The following is a 20,499-nucleotide window of genomic DNA, read 5'->3' as shown; positions in this document are numbered from 1 at the left end:
AAAAGATGTCAAAACCTCGGAAAAAAAGCAAGAAGATTTTATTTATCCTGGAGATCGTCGTACTGCTCCTGTTTATCGGAGGTCTGTTCGTTTATGGTCAGATCTCAGCCAAACTGGATAAGATCGACATCCAGGAAACAGATCTTGCAGACCAGGATATTGTAACTAATGATCAGGCACCGCAGATGACGGGATATACCACCTATGCACTGTTCGGACTGGACCACAGAAGCAAGAATGAGAAGCTGAATACAGAGAACAGTGATACCATCATCATTGCGAGTATCAACAATGATACGAAGGCAGTCAAACTTGTGTCTGTCTATAGAGATACCCTTCTCAATGTAAAGGATGATACCTATTCCAAAGCCAATTCGGCATATGCATTTGGCGGACCGACCAACGCGGTTTCCATGCTGAATACGAATCTGGATCTGAATATCACAGATTATGTTGCCATTGATTTTAATGCGCTGGTAACTGTGGTAGACTGCCTCGGAGGATTGGACATCCCTCTTTCCTATGCGGAGATCGTTCATATGAACAATTACTGTGTGGAGACATCAGAGGAAACCGGAAAGAGCTACACACCGATCGAACTGCCGGATCCGAAGCCGGAGGATGAGGAAGCAATCGTAGATACCTATCATCTTAATGGTGTACAGGCTACATCCTACTGCCGTATCCGTTATACTGCAAGTCTTGATATGGGACGTACCGAGAGACAGAGACGAGTGATCCAGATGATCGTAGATAAGGCGAAAAAGGCAGGACTTTCCACTATCTTTGATATTATGGATCAGGTATTCCCGATGGTCAAAACTTCTGTTTCCAAAACAGAGATCCTGAAGATGATCCCGGCTATGATAGGCTACAGTATTGATGAAACTACAGGCTTCCCCAACGATTATAAATTTGCCCAGGTAAAGGGCAGCGTTATCGTACCTACCACACTGGAATCCAATGTTCTGAAGATGCATCAGTTTCTGTATGGAGACACCAGTTACACTCCGACGCAGGATGTACTCAACAGAAGTGCCCAGATCACAAATATCGCAGGCGGAGGCGACGTGCAGGACACTGCACCTGCGGTGACAGATACACCGAATGACGCAACGGATGATTCGTACACGTGGCAGGGAGATACATCCACAGATTACAGCAGTACGGACACAAGTGATGATGCTGATTACAGCACAGACACAGATTATGATTCGGATTACTCCGGAGACGATTACAGCACAGATACGGATTATTCCGGAGACGATTACAGCACAGATACGGACTATTCCGGAGGCGATTCCGATACGGATTATAACGATTATACCGACGGAGAAGATTATTCGGAGAATGAATAAAACATCAAAATAAGCAACCAGCAGAAGGGACCATCCAGTAACGGGTGGTCCTTTCTGGACAGGAGACAAATATGAAAACATTAAAAACAGACGTGATCATCCCGGCATACCGTCCGGGAGAAGAATTTGAAAAACTGCTGGAAAGACTCAGCGCACAGAAATATCCTATCAATAAGATCCTTGTCATGAATACAGAAAAGAAATTCTGGAAAGAGACCTGGGAACAGGAATATCCGCTTGTGGAAGTCCGGCATCTTACAAAAGAAGAATTTGACCATGGCGGTACCAGAAGGCAGGCGGCAGAGCTTTCGGATGCGGAGATCCTTGTATTTATGACACAGGATGCAATGCCGGCAGACAGGGAACTGATCGGAGCACTGGTAGGAGCTCTTGCAGAGAATCCACAGGCAGGAGCCGCTTATGCGCGTCAGCTTCCAAAAAAGGACTGCAGATTTCTGGAAAAATATACCCGTTCCTTTAATTATCAGGAACAGTCCTGTCTGAAAACGGAAAAAGATGTACAGACCTACGGGATCAAAACATATTTCTGCTCCAATGTCTGTGCTGCTTATGATCACAGGATCTATGATGAGATTGGTGGATTTCCGGAGCATGCTATTTTTAATGAAGATATGATCTATGCAGGCTGGATGGTAAAAAAAGGCTATGGAGTTGCCTATGTATCAGAAGCGCGTGTATATCATTCTCACAATTACACCTGTATGCAGCAGTTCCACAGGAATTTTGATCTGGGAGTTTCCCAGGCGGAGCATCCGGAGGTTTTTGAAGGAGTGCCTTCCGAAGGTGAGGGCATCCGGCTGGTAAAAAAAAGCATGGCATATCTTCTGAAAACAGGCCACATATGGCTGATCCCCGGACTGTTTTTGCAGAGCGCTTCCAAATACGCCGGATATTTTCTCGGAAAACGATACAAAAAGCTCCCTGAAAAAATGATCCGATCCTGCACCATGAATCCGGAATACTGGAAAAAGAACAAATAAGAGCAGGTCACGGTTTTTTAAAAGAGATATCACAGTTTAAACACAATTCCCTGTTAAACTGTCTTTTATAAGAGAAATAAATGTTACTGAGAACGGAGTGAGCAGTAACAGATACATGCATCAGATAACATAGAAGGGAGCACCAGAGGCATGAGTGAAGAGAATAAATGGGGGACAGGCTTGCCGGATGAGGATAAGAATGCTTCGGCAGAACAGAAACCGCTGACGCATCCTTATTCTGAGGGACGCAGGATGCAGGAGAGCGGACAGGACAGTTATGCAGGTGCCGGACAGAGTGAAGGCACTTCGCAGGAGAAACCAAAATACGGACATTATGAGGTGCATCAGCCTCAGGCCGGTAATTATGCCGGTGGAAATATACCGCCCAAAAAGCCGCGGAAAAAGAGAGATTTTTCAGGCCACAACAGCTTTGGAAAGAAAGCAGCCACTGTGGTGGCACTGGCTGTGATCTTTGGGCTGGTAGCCGGAGTAGTTTTTCAGGGTGTGAATATTGCAGCAGATAAATACAGAGGAAATGACAGCAGTACAACGATCGGAAAGACAGAAACAGTTACCGGGACAGAGGACAGTACTGACAGTAGCTCTGCGGATTCTACTGTGAAGGATATTGTGGCAGAGAGTGGTACAGTGGCCGGTGTAGCCCAGGCAACCATGTCTTCTATCGTTGCCATTACATCTGTCAGTGTGCAGGAAATCCCAAGCTTTTTCGGATATGGAACGAGGCAGTATCAGAGTGCAGGAAGTGGTTCCGGTATTATTGTAGGAGAAAATGACAGCGAGCTTCTCATTGCGACTAACAACCATGTGGTATCTGGAGCGACTACACTTACTGTGTGCTTTGCAGGCAGTGATGTGGTAGGAGCGGAAGAAGAAACCCAGGCTATGGCAAGCAGCTCCGATGGAGATGCGGATGTGGATAATGCAGTTTCTGCCAAGATCAAAGGCACCGATGAAGAGAATGATCTGGCAGTGGTGGCAGTGGAGAAATCCGATATTCCGGATGAGACCATGGATGAGATCAAGATCGCACAGATGGGAAGCTCGGACGATCTTGTAGTTGGTGAGCAGGTGGTTGCCATTGGCAATGCACTGGGCTATGGACAGTCAGTTACCTCCGGATGGATAAGTGCCCTTAACAGAAGCATTAGTACAGAGGACGGAGAAGCCAGCGGACTGATCCAGACTGATGCAGCAATCAATCCCGGAAATAGTGGCGGTGCACTTCTGAACATGAACGGTGAAGTGATCGGTATCAATGCGGCCAAGTATGCAGACAGTCAGGTGGAAGGCATGGGATATGCCATTCCGATCTCCAAGGCAGAGCCGATCCTGGAAGAACTGATGAACCGCGAAACCAGAGATAAGGTGGAAGATTCTTCCAAGGTAGGATATATGGGAGTCAAGGCTGCTGATCTTACAACAGAAGCCATCCAGATGTATAATATGCCGGCAGGTGCTTTTATTACTGAGGTAACGGAAGGTGGCGCAGCAGATAATGCAGGGATCAAAAAAGGCGATATCATTGTGAAGCTGGATGGACAGAAGGTAAGCGGCAAGGATGACCTTGTTGATAAGCTGCAGTATTATGAGGCAGGAGAAACCATCGAAGTGGTGATCTCCAGAGCGAACAGCGGAGAGTACAAGGAACAGACGGTTGAAGTGACCCTCGGAAGCAAACCCTCTTCTGACAAATAAAAGAAAATACAGGATAACCATTTATAAACCGGGGAGCTGCATAAGAACATGCAGCTCCCCGGTTTATAAAAACTTAATTTGATACAGCGGGATTATGTGCTATAATATGCATAATAAAAACCAGAAAGGAAATGTTATGGCAGATCAGTTTGATAATAATAAAGACAATGACCAGGAGCAGAAATACGAGAAATTCTGTTTTTTATGCCGCAGACCGGAGAGTCAGGCAGGGAAGATGATCGACCTTCCTAATCATATACATATCTGTGCGGATTGCATGCAGAAAAGCTTTGATACTATGAACACCCAGATGAACAATGGAAATTATTCCGATCTTTTTAACATGCCGAATGTGAGCATGATCGATCTCAGCAGTTTCCAGAATCCCGGAAACCAGGCGAAGAAGATCAAGAAAAAATCAGAGACTCCGAAGCCGGTGATCGATCTCAAAGATATTCCTGCACCACATAAGATCAAAGCAACTCTGGATGAATATGTGATCGGACAGGAATATGCCAAGAAGGTAATGTCTGTAGGTGTATACAACCATTATAAGAGAGTTGCCACAGATACCATGGATGATATTGAAATCGAGAAATCCAATATGCTGATGATCGGACCTACAGGCTGCGGTAAGACTTATCTGGTGAAGATGCTTGCCAGACTTCTTCAGGTACCGCTTGCCATTGCAGATGCCACATCTCTTACAGAGGCCGGTTATATCGGTGATGATATCGAGAGCGTAGTATCCAAGCTGCTTGCAGCTGCAGATAATGATGTGGAGAAGGCAGAGCACGGGATCATTTTCATCGATGAGATCGATAAGATCGCAAAGAAGAAGAATACCAACCAGAGAGATGTCAGCGGAGAGGCTGTCCAGCAGGGACTTCTGAAACTTCTGGAGGGAAGTGAAGTGGAAGTTCCGGTAGGTGCTACCAGCAAGAATGCCATGGTACCTATGGTGACTGTAAATACAAGGAACATTCTGTTTATCTGTGGCGGTGCCTTCCCGGATCTTGAGAATATCATCAAAGAAAGACTGAATAAACAGGCGTCTATCGGATTTTATGCAGATCTGAAGGACAAATATGATGATGATCCGCATGTGCTGGAGAAAGTAACGGTAGATGATCTCCGTGCATTTGGAATGATTCCGGAATTTATCGGTCGTCTTCCGATCATCTTTACCCTGAACGGGCTGACGGAAGATATGCTTGTGAAAATCCTCAAGGAGCCGAAGAACGCCATTCTGAAACAGTACAAGAAGCTTTTGGCACTGGATGAAGTGAAACTGGAGTTTGAGGACGGTGCCTTACATGCCATTGCCCGTAAGGCATTGGAACGCCATACAGGAGCCAGAGCTCTCCGGGCTATCCTGGAGGAATATATGCTGGATATCATGTATGAGATCCCGAAGGACGACAATATCGGTGAGGTCGTGATCACAGAGGGATACATTCAGGGCAACGGAGGTCCGAAGATCCTTATGCGTGGACAGGAGATCCCGGCACTGGAAGGATAAGAAACAAGAAGATTCTTTAATATAAAGGAGCGTGACAGATATGGCAAAAAGCAGTTTTTGGGATGATCTGGGAAACACACTGACAAGAAAGGCAAAGGGCTTAAGTTCCAGAGCAGAGAATCTCTATGAGATCCAGAAGATCCGTAACAAGCTCTCTGCACAGGAGCGTATGACCGAAAAGCTGATGATGGATATCGGAAAGATGATCTATACACGTTATGAGCAGGGAGAAGCCGTTGACGGTGAGACGGGAGCTATCTGCGAGGAGATCAGCCAGCACATGCTGGAGGCGGATCACTACAGAGATGCGATCGCTGCCAGTAAAGGGGAGAAGTTCTGCCCGGCCTGCCATAAGGCGGTGATGCGGGAGGCCAGCTTCTGTCCGTATTGCGGAGCGGCGTGTCCTACAGCGGAGCTGGAAGAGAAAGCTGCCGATGTGATCGAGCAGGCAGATGAGGAGCTGGAAGAGGCTGCTGAGGCAGAGGTGACAGAAGTACCGGAGACAGAAGCGGAAGAAAACGCAGAAGTTACAGAAGTGGCAGCAGATCCGGAAGAGACAGTAGAAGCGTCAGAAGTAGTAGAAACAGCAGAAACCGCAGAAGCGTCAGAAACAGAAACGTCAGGATTAGATCCGGAATTGGAAGAGGAAAGAACGGAAGTGGGATCTGCAGAAACAGAGGAGCCTGCGGCTGATCCGGAAAATACAGAAACAATAGAAGAAAAAACAGAATAACCATAAGCATATAAGGCAGGCTTTCCCCAGTGGGAGCCTGCCTGAGTATTATGTAGACCACAGAAATAAGGAGAGGGAATAATGTTGTGGAATTTACTGACGGCGGGAATCTTTGGTACAGACTATTATATAAAGAAGAAAATCAACACATCGGAAAAGAAAGATCTGAAGGAAAAGTGCCTGGGAGGCAGACTGATCGTAAGAAATTGCCATAATCATGGGATGATGCTTGGAATATTAAAAAACAAAGATAAAGAATTCCTGAGAGATCTTGCATCTATGGTGCTGGGCGGTGCGATCTGGGAGTATATACGTACTTCCGGAGAAAAAGGCACACGCATATCCAAGCTTGGGCTTTCCATGATCCTGGGCGGCGGTCTGAATAATTATACGGAACGTTGCAGAAAGGGATACGTCACGGATTATATGAGCCTGAATGTGGAAAATCCGAAGCTTAAGAAGGTCGTATTTAATATTTCGGATCTTTTCATATTTACAGGTGCGCTTCTCTGGGGCGGGAGCGAGATCTTTTCTGAAAAAGAAAAATAAATAAAAAAACAGAAGTGCCGGTGTTGGGCGCTTCTGTTTTTTTGATTTTGGATAAAATAAAAAAGAATGCAGGAAATGGGACTTGAACCCACACGATCTTGCGACCACAGGCACCTGAAGCCTGCGCGTCTGCCAATTCCGCCATTCCTGCATTTTTTCAACCGGCTTGCTTTGCTTTGTTTGCTCCGCTCGTCGACTGCTCACTTATAATAACTCAGGAATTGGATAATGTCAATAGAAAAATTCAAAAAAGTTAAAAAAATTCAAAAAAAATATTTTAAGTTAGTTTTATACATTTTTTTTGCATATGGTGTTGAAAAATGACGATTCCTGTGATACAATCTTGAAGATTTAGGATAAAATAAGAGAACAAAGAAAGGGAGATTGTATGAAAGCATTTCTGATATTGGAAGATGGCCATGTATTTACAGGAACTAGCATTGGTTCTGCAAGGGAAGTCATCAGTGAAATTGTCTTTAACACTTCCATGACCGGTTATCTGGAAGTAATGACAGATCCTTCTTACGCAGGACAGGCGGTGTGTATGACATATCCGCTGATCGGAAACTACGGAATCTGTTATGATGACCAGGAATCAAGGAAGCCGTGGATTGACGGATTTATTGTACGCGAATTATCACGAGTTCCCAGCAACTTCAGAAGCGTAGACACCATTCAGCATTTTCTGAGCAAAAACGACATTCCGGGAATCGCAGGAATTGATACCAGAGCACTGACTAAGATCCTTCGTGAGAAGGGAACCATGAACGGAATGATCACAGTTGATGAGAACTATGACCTGGATACAATCATCCCCAGATTAAAAGCATATACAACAGGAAAAGTGGTAGAGAAGGTTTCCTGCCGCGAAAAGGAAGTGCTTAAGGGGAACGGACCGAAGGTTGCCCTTCTTGATCTGGGCGCCAAGAAAAACATTGCACGCTCACTGAATGAGAGAGGATGCCAGGTTACTATTTACCCGGCTCTGACATCTGCAGAAGAGATTCTTGGAGACAATCCGGACGGCATCATGCTCAGCAACGGACCTGGAGATCCGAAGGAATGTACTTCTATTATTAAAGAGATCAAAAAACTTTACGACTCTGATGTACCGATCTTTGCCATCTGTCTTGGACATCAGCTTATGGCTCTTGCAACAGGCGGAGACACCCATAAGATGAAATACGGTCACAGAGGCGGAAATCATCCGGTTAAAGACCTTGAGACAGGAAGAGTATATATTTCCTCCCAGAACCATGGCTACGTTGTAGATGCAGAGGGACTTGAGGAGAAAAATATCGCACATCCTGCATTTGTAAACGTCAACGACGGAACAAACGAGGGTATGGCATATAACGGAAAGAACATCTTTACTGTACAGTTCCATCCGGAAGCATGCCCTGGACCACAGGATTCCAGTTACCTTTTTGACAGATTCATGAAGATGATGGGAGGAGAGAAATAATGCCAAGGAATAAGGACATAAAAAAAGTACTTGTAATCGGCTCAGGCCCGATCATAATCGGCCAGGCAGCAGAGTTTGACTATGCAGGAACCCAGGCATGCCGCTCCCTGAAGGAAGAGGGCATGGAGGTTGTACTTTTAAACTCCAATCCTGCTACCATCATGACAGATAAAGACATCGCAGACAGAGTTTATATCGAGCCTCTGACTGTTGAAGTCGTAGAGCAGCTGATCCTCAAAGAGAAACCGGACAGTGTACTTCCTACACTGGGCGGACAGGCAGGTCTGAACCTTGCCATGGAGCTTGAGGAAAAGGGCTTCCTGAAAGAGCACAATGTACGTCTCATCGGTACCACAGCAGCAACGATCCGTAAAGCTGAGGACCGTCAGGAATTTAAGGATACAATGGAAAAGATCGGCGAGCCGGTTGCAGCATCCAAGGTCGTAACAACTGTAGAAGACGGTGTTGCGTTTACTCAGACTATCGGTTATCCGGTTGTTCTCCGTCCTGCATATACACTTGGCGGAAGCGGCGGTGGTATCGCGCATAATGAGCCGGAGCTTCGTGAAATCCTTGAGAATGGTCTCCGTCTTTCCCGTGTAGGCGAGGTTCTTGTAGAGAGATGTATCGCCGGATGGAAAGAAATCGAGTACGAGGTAATGCGAGACAGCGCAGGAAACTGCATCACAGTCTGCAACATGGAGAACATTGACCCGGTTGGTGTCCATACCGGTGACTCCATCGTAGTTGCTCCTTCCCAGACCTTAGGAGATAAAGAATACCAGATGCTCCGTACATCTGCTCTTAACATTATTACAGAGCTTGGCATCACAGGTGGATGTAACGTACAGTACGCTCTTCATCCGGAGAGCTTTGAGTACTGCGTTATCGAGGTTAACCCTCGTGTAAGCCGTTCCTCCGCACTTGCAAGTAAGGCTACCGGTTATCCGATCGCCAAGGTTGCAGCCAAGATCGCACTGGGTTACACACTGGATGAGATCCCGAACGCCATCACAGGCAAAACATACGCAAGCTTCGAGCCGATGCTGGATTACTGTGTTGTTAAGATCCCGCGTCTGCCATTTGACAAATTCATCACAGCAAAACGTACACTGACTACACAGATGAAGGCTACCGGTGAGGTTATGAGTATCTGCCATAACTTTGAGGGTGCTTTAATGAAGGCTATCCGTTCCCTGGAGCAGCATGTAGACAGTCTGATGTCCTATGATTTCTCACATCTTTCTGATGAAGAACTGATGGACGAGCTGAACATTGTGGATGACCGCCGTATCTGGAAGATCGCAGAAGCTCTGAGACGAAATGTTTCCCAGGAGAAGCTTCATGATATCACAAAGATCGACATCTGGTTCATCGATAAGCTGGCTATCCTTGTTGAGATGGAGCAGGCTCTGAAAACTCAGAAGCTGGACAAAGACCTTCTTCTGGAAGCAAAACGTCTGGAGTTCCCGGACTACATCATCGCAGACCTGACAGGAAAGACAGAAGCTGAGATCAAAGACCTGCGTAAAGAGTACGGCATCCGTGCAGCATACAAGATGGTTGATACCTGTGCAGCAGAGTTTGCGGCAGCGACACCATATTACTATTCTGTATACGGCGATGAGCAGACAGAGAATGAAGCTGTAGAAACAAAAGATAAGAAAAAGATCCTGGTACTTGGTTCCGGCCCGATCCGTATCGGTCAGGGTATCGAGTTCGACTTCTGCTCTGTACACTGTACATGGGCATTTGCGAAAGAAGGATATGAGACGATCATCATCAACAATAACCCGGAGACAGTAAGTACAGACTTCGATATTGCAGATAAGCTGTATTTTGAGCCGCTGACATCGGAAGATGTTGAGAATGTTGTAAATATCGAGAAACCGGACGGAGCTGTTGTTCAGTTCGGTGGACAGACAGCTATCAAGCTTACAGAGGCACTGATCAAGATGGGCGTTAAGATCCTCGGAACATCTGCTGAGAACGTAGATGCTGCAGAGGATAGAGAGCTCTTTGATGCCATCCTTGAGAAATGTGAGATCCCGAGACCGAAGGGACATACCGTATTCACAGCAGAAGAGGCGAAAAAAGCAGCCAATGAGCTGGGTTATCCGGTACTTGTCCGCCCGTCCTATGTACTTGGAGGACAGGGAATGCGTATCGCTGTCAGCGATGAGGACGTGGAAGAGTACATCGGAATCATCAACCAGATCGCACAGGAGCATCCGATCCTTGTTGATAAGTACCTGATGGGTAAAGAAATCGAGGTCGATGCAGTATGCGACGGTGAGGACATCCTGATCCCTGGAATCATGGAGCACATCGAGCGTGCAGGTATCCATTCCGGAGACAGTATTTCCGTATATCCGGCACAGACCATCAGCCAGAAAGCAAAAGATACCATCGCCGAGTACACACGCCGTCTTGCACAGGCACTTCATGTAATCGGTATGATCAATATTCAGTTCATCGTTGTAGGCGAGGATGTATATGTCATCGAGGTTAACCCGCGTTCCAGCCGTACAGTACCGTACATCAGCAAGGTAACAGGAATCCCGATCGTTCCGCTTGCAACAAGAGTTATCCTTGGACATAAGATCAAAGAGCTTGGTTACACACCGGGACTTCAGAAAGAAGCAGAGTACTTCGCAATCAAGATGCCGGTATTCTCCTTCGAGAAGATCAGAGGCGCAGATATCAGCCTCGGACCTGAGATGAAATCCACAGGTGAGTGCCTTGGTATTGCAAAAACCTTTAACGAGGCTCTTTACAAAGCCTTCATCGGAGCCGGAATCCGTCTTCCGAAGCACAAACAGATGATCATCACTGTAAAAGATGAGGATAAGAAGGACATCATTCCGATCGCAAAACGTTTCGAAGCTCAGGGATACCGTATCTTTGCAACAAGAGGTACTGCAAGCGTACTGACTGAAAACGGAATCAAGGTAACACGTACCAACAAGCTGGAGCAGCCGTCTCCGAACCTGATGGACCTGATCCTTGGCCACAAGATCGATGTTGTTATCGACACACCGCCACAGGGTGTTGAGCACCAGAAGGATGGTTTCGTGATCCGTCGTAATGCTATCGAGACAGGTGTCAATGTGCTTACAAGCCTTGATACTGCAGAGGCTCTGGTCACAAGTCTTGAGAATACAGACCTGAACCACCTGACTCTGGTAGATATCGCCACCATCGACAATCGATAAAAAATTGTAAATTTTGTGAAATAAAAAATTAAAAGTTTACGAATTGTCAAATATGTAATATACTGATAAGGACGGGGCCGTCGTTCACATACCGGCCCTGTCCTTATCTTGCTTTTAGAAAGGAGTTAACATGATTTTTATAGAATTACTGAAGGTTATCCTTCTCGGTATTGTGGAGGGAATCACCGAGTGGCTTCCGATCAGCAGTACCGGACATATGATCCTTGTGGATGAGTTTATCAAGCTGAATGTATCCGAGGCATTTATGGAATTTTTCCTGGTGGTGATCCAGCTTGGCGCGATCCTGGCAGTTGTTGTACTGTACTGGAACAAGTTGTGGCCTTTTTACATAAGAAAAATCCCGAAGAAAACACAGATGGCACTGCGTAAACAGCCGGCAGTACCCAGAACTGTCCTTACTTTTGTAGAAAAATACTGTGATAAGGATAAGTGGATCCTCTGGTTTAAGATCCTGGTAGCATGTCTGCCGACGATCATCATCGCTCTTCCTTTTAATGACATTATTGAAAAGAAATTTTACAACTATGTGGTCGTTGCCATCATGCTGATCGTTTATGGTGTGCTTTTTATCGTTATCGAGAACTACAACAAACGCCGCAGACCAACCTGCACCAGACTGGATGAGCTTTCCTTTAAGACAGCGCTGATCATCGGCTGCTTCCAGGTGCTTTCCGTGATTCCGGGAACATCCCGTTCCGGATCTACCATTATCGGAGGAATCCTTGCAGGAACATCCCGTACAGTTGCAGCGGAATTTACCTTTTTCCTGGCAATTCCGGTTATGTTCGGAGCAAGTCTTCTGAAACTGGTGAAATTCGGTTTTGCCTTCAGCTCCACAGAGCTGATCATCCTGATCGTAGGTGTTGTGGTATCTTTTGTGGTATCTATTCTTGCCATCAAATTCCTGATGGGATATATCAAGAAACACGATTTTAAAGTATTCGGCTGGTACAGGATCATTCTTGGTATCCTGGTGCTCGGATACTTCGTTGGAAAAACATTTTTAGCATAAAACTGCAATCTGGAGGTAATCATTATGAAATATAAGAAGCTTTTGATCGTACTGACAGCAGTGACGGCGCTTGGTATTGCCGGCTGTGGAAAATCATCAAAGGAAACAGCAGAGGTGACACCAACACCGGTTCCTACAGCCGCACCTACGGCTGCACCGGCTACATCCACACCGCTTCCCACATCTACACCTGCACCGAAGCTGATCGGTGTAAAGACCAGTACTGCAAAATTTGTTTATCTTACCAACAGCACGAAGGGAGAGATCCGTGAGATCTATCTCCGCGCGGCAGGAGGGGAAGAATGGGGCAAAAGTCTTGTTCCTGCAGAAGCTACCATCAAAGATGCGGAGCAGGTGCAGATGTATTACACCCCGGATTCTGCAAGAGATGCCATCTATGATATGAAGATCGTAGACGGAGACGGAAATGCCTATGAGATCTACAGTGTACAGCTGAGCGATATGGAAAAGGCAAAACTGATGATCGATAACGGAGAAGCATACCTGACCTATACAAGCCTCAGTGACAAGAGTGAGAAGAGCACTATTGGCAATGTGGAAACGGATAACAGTGAGGCGGACAGCAGTGATTCCGCAGACAGCACAGATGCTTCAGATCTGACAGACAGTTCTTCCGGTATCACGGATACTTCTTCCGACAGCAGCGATGGAAGCTATGACAACAGTGATGATGGAAGCTATGATAACAGTGATGACGGAAGCTATGACAGCAGTAATGACGGAAGCTACGACGGCAGCGATGACGGAAGCTACGACAACAGCAGTGATGATGGAAACTATGACAGCAGTGATAATAGCGGCGACTATGTAGATGACAGCAGCAACAGCGGAAGCGGTGACGATTCTCTTGACAACAGTACAGATACAGATGACAGCGGAGACGGAGAGATTGTTTGGGATGATAACGGAGACTGGTCAGAGGAATAAACCGGGATCCTGTAAACAGAGGGAAACATGGAACAGACATTTCTTGAAAAACTGAAACGAGTAAAACCTGGGGATCTGCTTCACATCATCAAGTTTATCCTGGCATTTCCCATTGCGATGGTCTACAGACTTTTTCGCAGGGATCTCTGGCTTCTCTGTGATACAGAGAATGAATGCCGGGATAACGGATTCTGGCTGTACAAATATCTGAGAGAAAATACCAGTGAGGATGCAGTGTACGCCATCAATAGAAAATCTCCGGATTATGCCCGGGTAAAAGATCTGGGACCTGTGATCCAGTATGGAAGCTTCCGCCACTGGATCTACTATCTGGCTGCATCAAAAAATATCAGCTCCCAGAAAATGGGAAAACCAAACGCAGCCATCTGCTATGTGCTGGAGGTTTACGGAATCCTACGGAACAAGCGGGCGTTCCTGCAGCATGGGATCATTACGGCAGATCTTAGTTTTCTGTATTATCCCCATACAAAAATGAGCCTTTTTGTTACCAGTACCTATGATGAGTGGAAATATGTCAATGACCGGTACGGATATCCGGAAGGCTATGTGCAGGAGCTGGGACTGTGTCGTTTTGACCAGCTTCATGATATGAAGGTAAAAAAGAACCAGATCCTGATCATGCCGACCTGGCGTATGTATATCCGCAATGAGATCTCAGCCTCTGATCACGAGCTGGAAGCACAGAAATTCATGGAAACCGATTATTACCGGTACTGGGATGCACTTCTCAAGGATGAGAGACTGATCCGCTATATTGAGGAGAACGATCTTCAGATCATCTTTTATCCGCACAGGGAAATGCATCGGTTCCTGAAATATTTTCATGTGGATCATCCGAAGATCACAGTGGCGTCCTGGCCTGAGTACGATGTGCAGACACTCCTTAAAGAGTCCGCAGTGCTGGTGACTGATTTTTCCAGTGTGGCCATGGACTTTGCCTACATGAAAAAGCCACTGGTCTACTACCAGTTTGACAATGAAAAATTCCGGCAAAGTCATCATCAGATCGGGTATTTTGATTTCCGGAAAGATGGCTTCGGTCCGGTATGTGTAACGGAACAGGAAGTAACGGACTGGCTGATCCGCCTGCATAAGCAGGGATTTGCCAATGAAGAGATCTATCTGGAAAGACACGGAAAATATTTTGATCTGTGGGATACAAAGAATTGTGAAAGAAATTACAAAGCGATCAAAGAAATGTAACAGGTGGTGAAAAATTGCAGCAGTTAATGGAAGCTCCGGCGGAGATCAAGGTAAAAACCAGGAAATTTTCGCTGACAAAAGGAACCATAAAGATCAGTTTTGAGCTGGAAGGATCCAGAGGAAGGATCCGTTCCCTGAAGCTGAAACAGCGAAATGCAGTGTTGGATACAAGTTTTCCTTTTGAAATGCAGACAGCAAAAAAAGGAAATACGATCGTGTATCATGCACAGATCAATGTAGATCAGTATCCGATGGAAACCGCATTCTGGGATGTGGTGGCATCTGTGGATAAAGAAGGAAAAGGAAATTATGAGGATGCGATCCTGGGAGGCTTAAGTTCAAAACTTAAACTTAAGCTGATCCTTTTTCCAAGATGGACCAGAACCGGGGATGGGCATATGGTTTATCCCTTTGTCAACGGAGCAAGGCAGTTTACCATTCAATACCGGAAATATGATCCGAAATATGACAGCTATGCATTTATAGCAAAAGAATTTCTTGCATTATTCTGCTATTTTATCCTGAAACCTTACTGGGATCATAAGAAATTATGGCTGATCTGCGAGAAATACTGTACAATGGCACAGGACAACGGCCTCTATTTTTTCCGGTACTGTATGGAGCATGCACCGGAGAAGGACAGAAGTCGGATTTTTTATGTAATAGATAAAAAATGTCCGGATTATCAGGCTGTAAAAGAGTATGATGCCAATGTGATCCAGTTCATGTCATTTAAGTACATGATCTATCTCAGCGCTGCACGGTATCTGATATCTACCGATGCAATCCGGCATTTTTATATCTGGGATTCGCCCAACAGCATCTACAAGGTTCTGTATCAGGCACGGAAGAACATCGTATTTCTCCAGCATGGAGTGATGGGCTTCAAGCAATGCCACAGGACCTTCCATAAAGGCGGAGGCAATCAGATGGCACTGTTTGTGGTGTCTTCGGGTTATGAACAGAAGATCATCCATGATTATTTCGGATACGATAATGAAGAGATCATTATCACCGGACTGGCCAGATGGGATGTGCTGGAGGACAAGTCGGATCCGGCTCATAAAGAGATCCTGCTGATGCCTACATGGAGAAGCTGGCTGGAGGATATCAGCGAGGAGCAGTTCAAAAAAAGTGAATACTATCAGCGTTATAAAGCATTTCTGCAGGATGAGAGGCTTAAGACTCTTCTGGAAAAGGAAAATATCACGCTGAATTTTTATATCCATCCGAAATTCCGGGAACATATCCGGAGCTTTCAGGTGGAAGACAGGCATATCCGTCTGATCCCATTTGGGACTATGCCGCTGAATCAGCTTCTGATGAGCTGTCATATGCTGATCACCGATTATTCTTCTGTTTCCTGGGATGTCTACTATCAGGAAAAACCGGTGGTATTTTATCCCTTTGATCTGGAAACCTATGAGAAAGTCCAGGGAAGCTATATGGACTACAAAAAAGATGTTTTCGGAGATCTGGCATGGGATCAGAACCAGCTGGTAGACCTTATCGGAGAATATGCGAGGAACGGATTCCGTGAAAAACCGGAATTTTCAGGAAGAAGAGATGAGCTTCTTCCCTACAGGGACAATGACAACAGCAAACGAATTTATGAATATATAGCCAATGCTCAAATACCGGACAAACTGAAAAGAAGGCTGAAAGAGAAAAAATTTTAATGTAAGGATACAAAAGGAGCAATATGAACAGGGAGTATGAATTTTCAGTAGTTGTTTTTGCAAAAGATACCGCAAAGCTTTACAGAACCTTTAAAAATGTACGTGAGGTCACACCGGAAGGAACGGTACAGATCCTTGCAGTATGCATTGCAGGAGATATGGATATTCCTGATGAACGGGACATGCGGGAGCTGGAGGAAGCCGGAGAAAAGGAGAAAGAGCTCAAGGACGAAGAGCTGGATAAGATCTACGGAGAGTTCAATCCGGAGGATCCTCGTTTCCGGGAGATGCTGGATGACCGGGATCTTTTATATATTGACGGACTGGAATGTGGGGATCTTGTGGCGGAGCTGAAGGATAAGATAGCCGGAAGCTATGTTGTTTTTGCAAAAGCCGGAATCCGTTTTTCCCCAAAATCCAGTGCAGAGATCAGACGCTGCTTTGAGGAAGAAAACAGAGATGTTGTCCTAACAAAGATCCGTGGAAAAGGAAATATCTATGTGCGGGAGCATAATAATTACTGTAACCGTTTCACCGAAAAAACAACGCTGGATAACAATGTATATCTTCTGCATCAGCTGTATACCGCTTACACATTTGCCGCAGATCAGGTGAAATGGGTATCCGAGATCCGTCCGGAGATCTGGTATCTGGATGTGATGACCATGGTATATCAGTCCGTTGTAAGCTGCCGGAGTCTGGGAGTGGCTTCAGGGGAAGATATCTATGTGCAGATCCTTGCGGACCATCTCATGGTGGAGGATTGGAAGAATATGCTGCAGGATCCGGACCAGCTGGAGGTATTTTATCAGGAATTTTTCCGAAAGATCGCAGACTGCAGAATAAAAGAAAATCCTGTTCATGAAAAAAATGCAGATTATGTGCTGCTGTATTACAGCGCAAAAATAGCTGATATCATATTTGATAACGAGAAGCTTGATGAAGAGAAAAAGTGCAGATATGAGGAAGGTATCGAAAGCTTCCTGAAGCAGATGGAGTTTCCGGAGATCGTGATGTCCAATCAGCATATCAGCAGGGCAAACAAAGTATATCTTCTCCGAAAATATTATCCGGATATATGCAAAAAATTTCCGGATCAGGCAGACACGATCCTGAATCCCATATATGACAATCTCCGTGTCAAGATATTCCAGCCGGAAAAAGACCAGCTGCACTGTGAATTTTCCATTGTGGAGCCTGTGAGCAGGACAAACCGTGCATATATGATGACTGGTGGCAACACCTATGAAGCCAGATGGAAATATACACTGGAAAGAACCGGCTGGTGCAGAGAAGAAAGTGCCGTTGAGAAGCTGTATATCGTGGACATTCCGCTTTCCGAGATCCGGGAGTTTATCAGCTGGGGCACAGGCACAGATGGACATATAAATAAAATGTACAATATTTCCTACGGAAAATATGTGCCATTTACAAAGAAGCTGCCGCTTTTCCTGCATATAGAGGATAAGCTTCTGTATCTTAACGAAAAAGTCCGGATGATCCGTGGAGAGGATCAGGAAGATGCAAAGGTTCTGGGCCATCAGTATGAAGTAACGGTAGAGCCATACAGTCAGAGTAGGGAGAAACAGCTGAAGAAAAAACGCACCAAAGCAATATTTTCTCAGGGAAAGGCCGGAAAAAAGGCAGTTCTCGTACGTAAGCTCTACGAGATGCAGAAGGCAAAGCAGAAAAAGCAGATCTGGCTGATCTCCGATCGTACAACACGCGGAGATGACAACGGCGAAGTGATGTTCCGCTATCTCTGCGCCAATCCGGACCCTACGGTGGAGCCGTACTTTGTAGTCAACAAGGATACACAGGATTATGTGGAAATGAAGAAGCTTGGAAAGGTTGTGGAGCCTTTCTCCTGGAAGCATAAGCTTCTGTTCCTGCTGAATGAATTTTCACTGTCCTCCCAGGCTAACAAACCGGTGATCAATCCTTTTGGAAAGCTGGAGTATCTGTACCGCGATATCATCTATGACAAAAAGCTGGTATTTTTGCAGCATGGTGTGACCAAAGACAACCAGTCCAAGTGGCTGAACAAATACAACCGTAATCTTTTCGGATTTATCGTCAGCACAAAGCCGGAATATGATTCTGCCTTTACCTATGACTATTTTTATCCGGAAAAAAATATCTGGCTTACGGGAATGCCGCGTTATGACCGTCTGGTTCATGATGAGCGTAAGTATGTGACGGTGATGCCTACCTGGCGCAAAAGCCTTTCCTCAGGAACCGATGCCAGAGGGGTATGGCAGCTTGGAAAAGAATTTCAGGAAAGCGAATATTTCCATTTTTATGATGATCTTCTCAACAACGAAAGACTTCTGGGAGCGGCAGAGAAGTACGGATATACCATCTGCTTCATGCCTCACCCAAATACCATTGACGGTCTGCATATGTTCCGTCATGATCCACGGGTAAAATTTATGGATTCGTCTTATTCCTACAAGGACATTTTTGCCCAGACAGATCTGATGATCACGGACTATTCTTCGGTTGCCTTTGATTTTGCATATTTGAGAAAACCCATCGTATACTCCCAGTTTGACAGAGACAGCTTTTTCAGTGGCGCGCATTCCTACACAGAGGGATACTTTGACTATGAGAGAGATGGCTTCGGAGAGGTGGAGCATACACTGGACGGAACTGTGGACCGGATCATCGAATATATGGCAGACGGCTGTCAGATGAAAGAGGAATATCGGAAACGAATGGATGAGACCTTTGCATTTAATGACCGTAACTGTTCCAAACGAGTTTATGAGAGGATCATCGAGAATCGGTAATATGGAGGTTGGATTTTGGAAGGAAAGCAGGCAATAAAGTTTGATAAATATAATTCTCAGGTGATGAAGGGCATTGCCATTGTTATAATGCTGTTCCATCATATGTATCTGAGTCAAGATAGATTTGAGGGGCTGAATGTTGTTTTCACTCCGTTTTCAGCAGATCGGATCATGTATCTGTGCAGAACATTTAAGATCTGTGTACCGATCTATGCATTTATTTCCGGATACGGACTGTATCTCAGTTACAGAAAAAATAATTCTACACCTGGCAAGTGGACAGCCAAAAGACTGATAAAAACAATGGGAGGGTTCTGGATTATATGGGGGCTTTCTGTTGTGAGCTCACAGCTTTATAACGGCTATGCCGTGGCCAGATATTTCGGAAACGGAAATATTGCCAAAGGTGTTAGCGCAATGGTGCTGGATTTTTTTGGTCTGGCGAAACTTTTCGGAACTTCGACTCTGAACGGAACCTGGTGGTATATGAGTGCGGCGATCATTTTTATCATCTGCGTGCCACTGTTTATGATAAAGGAAGAATATCTGGTATTTATTCTTGTGGCTGTTGCAGCATTTCCACGGATAATTTCCCTGGAGGTTATGGGAATTACGGGTATTTATGCATTTTTACCGGTATTTCTCATGGGAATGTGTGTAGCCAAGTATGATCTGTTTAACCGATGGTTTAAGATATGGAATGCTGGAATGAAGCATGTTTTCAAATTTCTTCTGGAGCTTCTTGCGGTGTTTATTTTGTATAAAGCGTACAGAACTTTGCCGCTGACGGTATACAGTGAGATCCACTGGGGTGTGTATCCAATTGTATTTATGGCATTTTGCTGCGAATTTATTAATGTCATTCCGGGAGTGCGACAGATTTTATTGTTCCTCGGAAAACATTCCATGAATATATTTCTGATACATACATTTATAAGAAAATCTTCTTTTGTGTATGTGAGTGGATATTTTCTGACCAATACACTGACGCTTCTGCTGGCTTCACTGGCAGTGTCCATAGCGCTGGAATGGCTGAAAAAGGTAAGCGGATACAACCGCCTGATCCAGAACATCTGTGTGAAAATAGGATAATAAAGATAAAGGAGAAAGACCTGCCATCGTCTGTGGCAGGTCTTGTTAAAGTATGAAAGCAAAAAAAACAGTTTGTATATATTGGTTGATATTAGTAGTGGTTTTTGGATGTATTATTGGTGCCAGAAGTACAGAGATAAAGGTCGAGGCTGCTGAAAGAACGGTACGATTT

General features: G+C 45.3%; 14 protein-coding genes and 1 tRNA gene. 14 read left to right on the top strand and 1 reads right to left on the bottom strand.

Going from position 1 to position 20,499, the window contains the following annotated elements; all coding sequences use genetic code 11:
• Window positions 1-5: 5 nt before the first annotated feature.
• The 6 genes from DW694_RS09575 (at window position 6) to DW694_RS09550 (ending at window position 6,879) form a co-directional block, all read left to right on the top strand.
• A complete protein-coding gene (locus DW694_RS09575) occupies window positions 6-1,358 on the top strand; it encodes an LCP family protein (RefSeq protein ID WP_092072540.1) in 1,353 nt (450 codons plus the stop codon).
• A 71-nt stretch (window positions 1,359-1,429) separates the two neighbouring features.
• The gene (locus DW694_RS09570; protein WP_118752904.1) at window positions 1,430-2,359 is read left to right on the top strand and encodes a glycosyltransferase family 2 protein; all 930 of its coding nucleotides are present in this window, start codon (window positions 1,430-1,432) and stop codon (window positions 2,357-2,359) included.
• Window positions 2,360-2,509: 150 nt separating this feature from the next.
• Window positions 2,510-4,075, top strand: a complete 1,566-nt coding sequence (locus tag DW694_RS09565; protein WP_110925790.1) for a trypsin-like peptidase domain-containing protein — start codon at window positions 2,510-2,512, stop codon at window positions 4,073-4,075.
• Window positions 4,076-4,211: 136 nt separating this feature from the next.
• Window positions 4,212-5,597, top strand: a complete 1,386-nt coding sequence (clpX, locus tag DW694_RS09560) for an ATP-dependent Clp protease ATP-binding subunit ClpX (protein ID WP_022426973.1) — start codon at window positions 4,212-4,214, stop codon at window positions 5,595-5,597.
• A 40-nt stretch (window positions 5,598-5,637) separates the two neighbouring features.
• A complete protein-coding gene (locus tag DW694_RS09555; RefSeq protein ID WP_118752903.1) occupies window positions 5,638-6,330 on the top strand; it encodes a zinc ribbon domain-containing protein in 693 nt (230 codons plus the stop codon).
• A gap of 81 nt (window positions 6,331-6,411) precedes the next feature.
• The gene (locus DW694_RS09550; RefSeq protein WP_118752902.1) at window positions 6,412-6,879 is read left to right on the top strand and encodes a signal peptidase II; all 468 of its coding nucleotides are present in this window, start codon (window positions 6,412-6,414) and stop codon (window positions 6,877-6,879) included.
• Between the two features lie 67 nt (window positions 6,880-6,946).
• Here DW694_RS09550 and DW694_RS09545 read toward each other — a convergent pair.
• Window positions 6,947-7,030, bottom strand: a tRNA-Leu gene (locus DW694_RS09545).
• A 237-nt stretch (window positions 7,031-7,267) separates the two neighbouring features.
• Between DW694_RS09545 and DW694_RS09540 the strand changes: the two genes are divergently transcribed.
• From DW694_RS09540 to DW694_RS09505, 8 genes are all read left to right on the top strand, one after another.
• Window positions 7,268-8,344: a carbamoyl phosphate synthase small subunit gene (locus DW694_RS09540; RefSeq protein ID WP_015527400.1), complete on the top strand. Its 1,077-nt coding sequence runs from the start codon at window positions 7,268-7,270 to the stop codon at window positions 8,342-8,344.
• Window positions 8,344-11,559 carry a carbamoyl-phosphate synthase large subunit gene (carB, locus tag DW694_RS09535; protein WP_118752901.1) on the top strand — a complete coding sequence of 1,072 codons (3,216 nt, stop codon included), beginning with the start codon at window positions 8,344-8,346 and terminating at the stop codon, window positions 11,557-11,559. The genes DW694_RS09540 and carB overlap by 1 nt, the downstream gene beginning before the upstream one ends.
• Window positions 11,560-11,689: 130 nt before the next feature.
• On the top strand, window positions 11,690-12,592 hold the full coding sequence (locus DW694_RS09530; RefSeq protein ID WP_015527398.1) for an undecaprenyl-diphosphate phosphatase: 903 nt from the start codon (window positions 11,690-11,692) through the stop codon (window positions 12,590-12,592).
• 24 nt (window positions 12,593-12,616) lie between these two features.
• Window positions 12,617-13,540 (top strand): hypothetical protein, encoded by a 924-nt coding sequence (locus tag DW694_RS09525; RefSeq protein WP_118752900.1) that lies wholly within the window; start codon window positions 12,617-12,619, stop codon window positions 13,538-13,540.
• A gap of 27 nt (window positions 13,541-13,567) precedes the next feature.
• Window positions 13,568-14,764, top strand: coding sequence for a CDP-glycerol glycerophosphotransferase family protein (locus DW694_RS09520; protein ID WP_015527396.1), 1,197 nt, complete (start codon window positions 13,568-13,570; stop codon window positions 14,762-14,764).
• Between the two features lie 14 nt (window positions 14,765-14,778).
• Window positions 14,779-16,443, top strand: a complete 1,665-nt coding sequence (locus DW694_RS09515) for a CDP-glycerol glycerophosphotransferase family protein (protein ID WP_110102797.1) — start codon at window positions 14,779-14,781, stop codon at window positions 16,441-16,443.
• A gap of 23 nt (window positions 16,444-16,466) precedes the next feature.
• Window positions 16,467-19,235, top strand: a complete 2,769-nt coding sequence (locus tag DW694_RS09510; RefSeq protein WP_118752899.1) for a CDP-glycerol glycerophosphotransferase family protein — start codon at window positions 16,467-16,469, stop codon at window positions 19,233-19,235.
• 15 nt (window positions 19,236-19,250) lie between these two features.
• Window positions 19,251-20,327, top strand: a complete 1,077-nt coding sequence (locus tag DW694_RS09505; protein ID WP_118752898.1) for an acyltransferase — start codon at window positions 19,251-19,253, stop codon at window positions 20,325-20,327.
• The last annotated feature ends 172 nt before the right edge of the window (window positions 20,328-20,499 follow it).

The organism is Ruminococcus sp. AM26-12LB (assembly GCF_003480785.1).
Lineage (GTDB): Bacteria > Bacillota > Clostridia > Lachnospirales > Lachnospiraceae > Blautia_A > Blautia_A fusiformis.
This window is presented reverse-complemented; position numbering and strand designations above follow the sequence as displayed.

Excerpts from the sequence above, each read along its gene's own strand:
- DW694_RS09575 (WP_092072540.1), top strand. The coding sequence starts at position 6 with ATGTCAAAACCTCGGAAAAAAAGCAAGAAGATTTTATTTATCCTGGAG.
- DW694_RS09570 (WP_118752904.1), top strand. The coding sequence starts at position 1,430 with ATGAAAACATTAAAAACAGACGTGATCATCCCGGCATACCGTCCGGGA.
- DW694_RS09565 (WP_110925790.1), top strand. The coding sequence starts at position 2,510 with ATGAGTGAAGAGAATAAATGGGGGACAGGCTTGCCGGATGAGGATAAG.
- clpX (WP_022426973.1), top strand. The coding sequence starts at position 4,212 with ATGGCAGATCAGTTTGATAATAATAAAGACAATGACCAGGAGCAGAAA.
- DW694_RS09555 (WP_118752903.1), top strand. The coding sequence starts at position 5,638 with ATGGCAAAAAGCAGTTTTTGGGATGATCTGGGAAACACACTGACAAGA.
- DW694_RS09550 (WP_118752902.1), top strand. The coding sequence starts at position 6,412 with ATGTTGTGGAATTTACTGACGGCGGGAATCTTTGGTACAGACTATTAT.
- DW694_RS09540 (WP_015527400.1), top strand. The coding sequence starts at position 7,268 with ATGAAAGCATTTCTGATATTGGAAGATGGCCATGTATTTACAGGAACT.
- carB (WP_118752901.1), top strand. The coding sequence starts at position 8,344 with ATGCCAAGGAATAAGGACATAAAAAAAGTACTTGTAATCGGCTCAGGC.
- DW694_RS09530 (WP_015527398.1), top strand. The coding sequence starts at position 11,690 with ATGATTTTTATAGAATTACTGAAGGTTATCCTTCTCGGTATTGTGGAG.
- DW694_RS09525 (WP_118752900.1), top strand. The coding sequence starts at position 12,617 with ATGAAATATAAGAAGCTTTTGATCGTACTGACAGCAGTGACGGCGCTT.
- DW694_RS09520 (WP_015527396.1), top strand. The coding sequence starts at position 13,568 with ATGGAACAGACATTTCTTGAAAAACTGAAACGAGTAAAACCTGGGGAT.
- DW694_RS09510 (WP_118752899.1), top strand. The coding sequence starts at position 16,467 with ATGAACAGGGAGTATGAATTTTCAGTAGTTGTTTTTGCAAAAGATACC.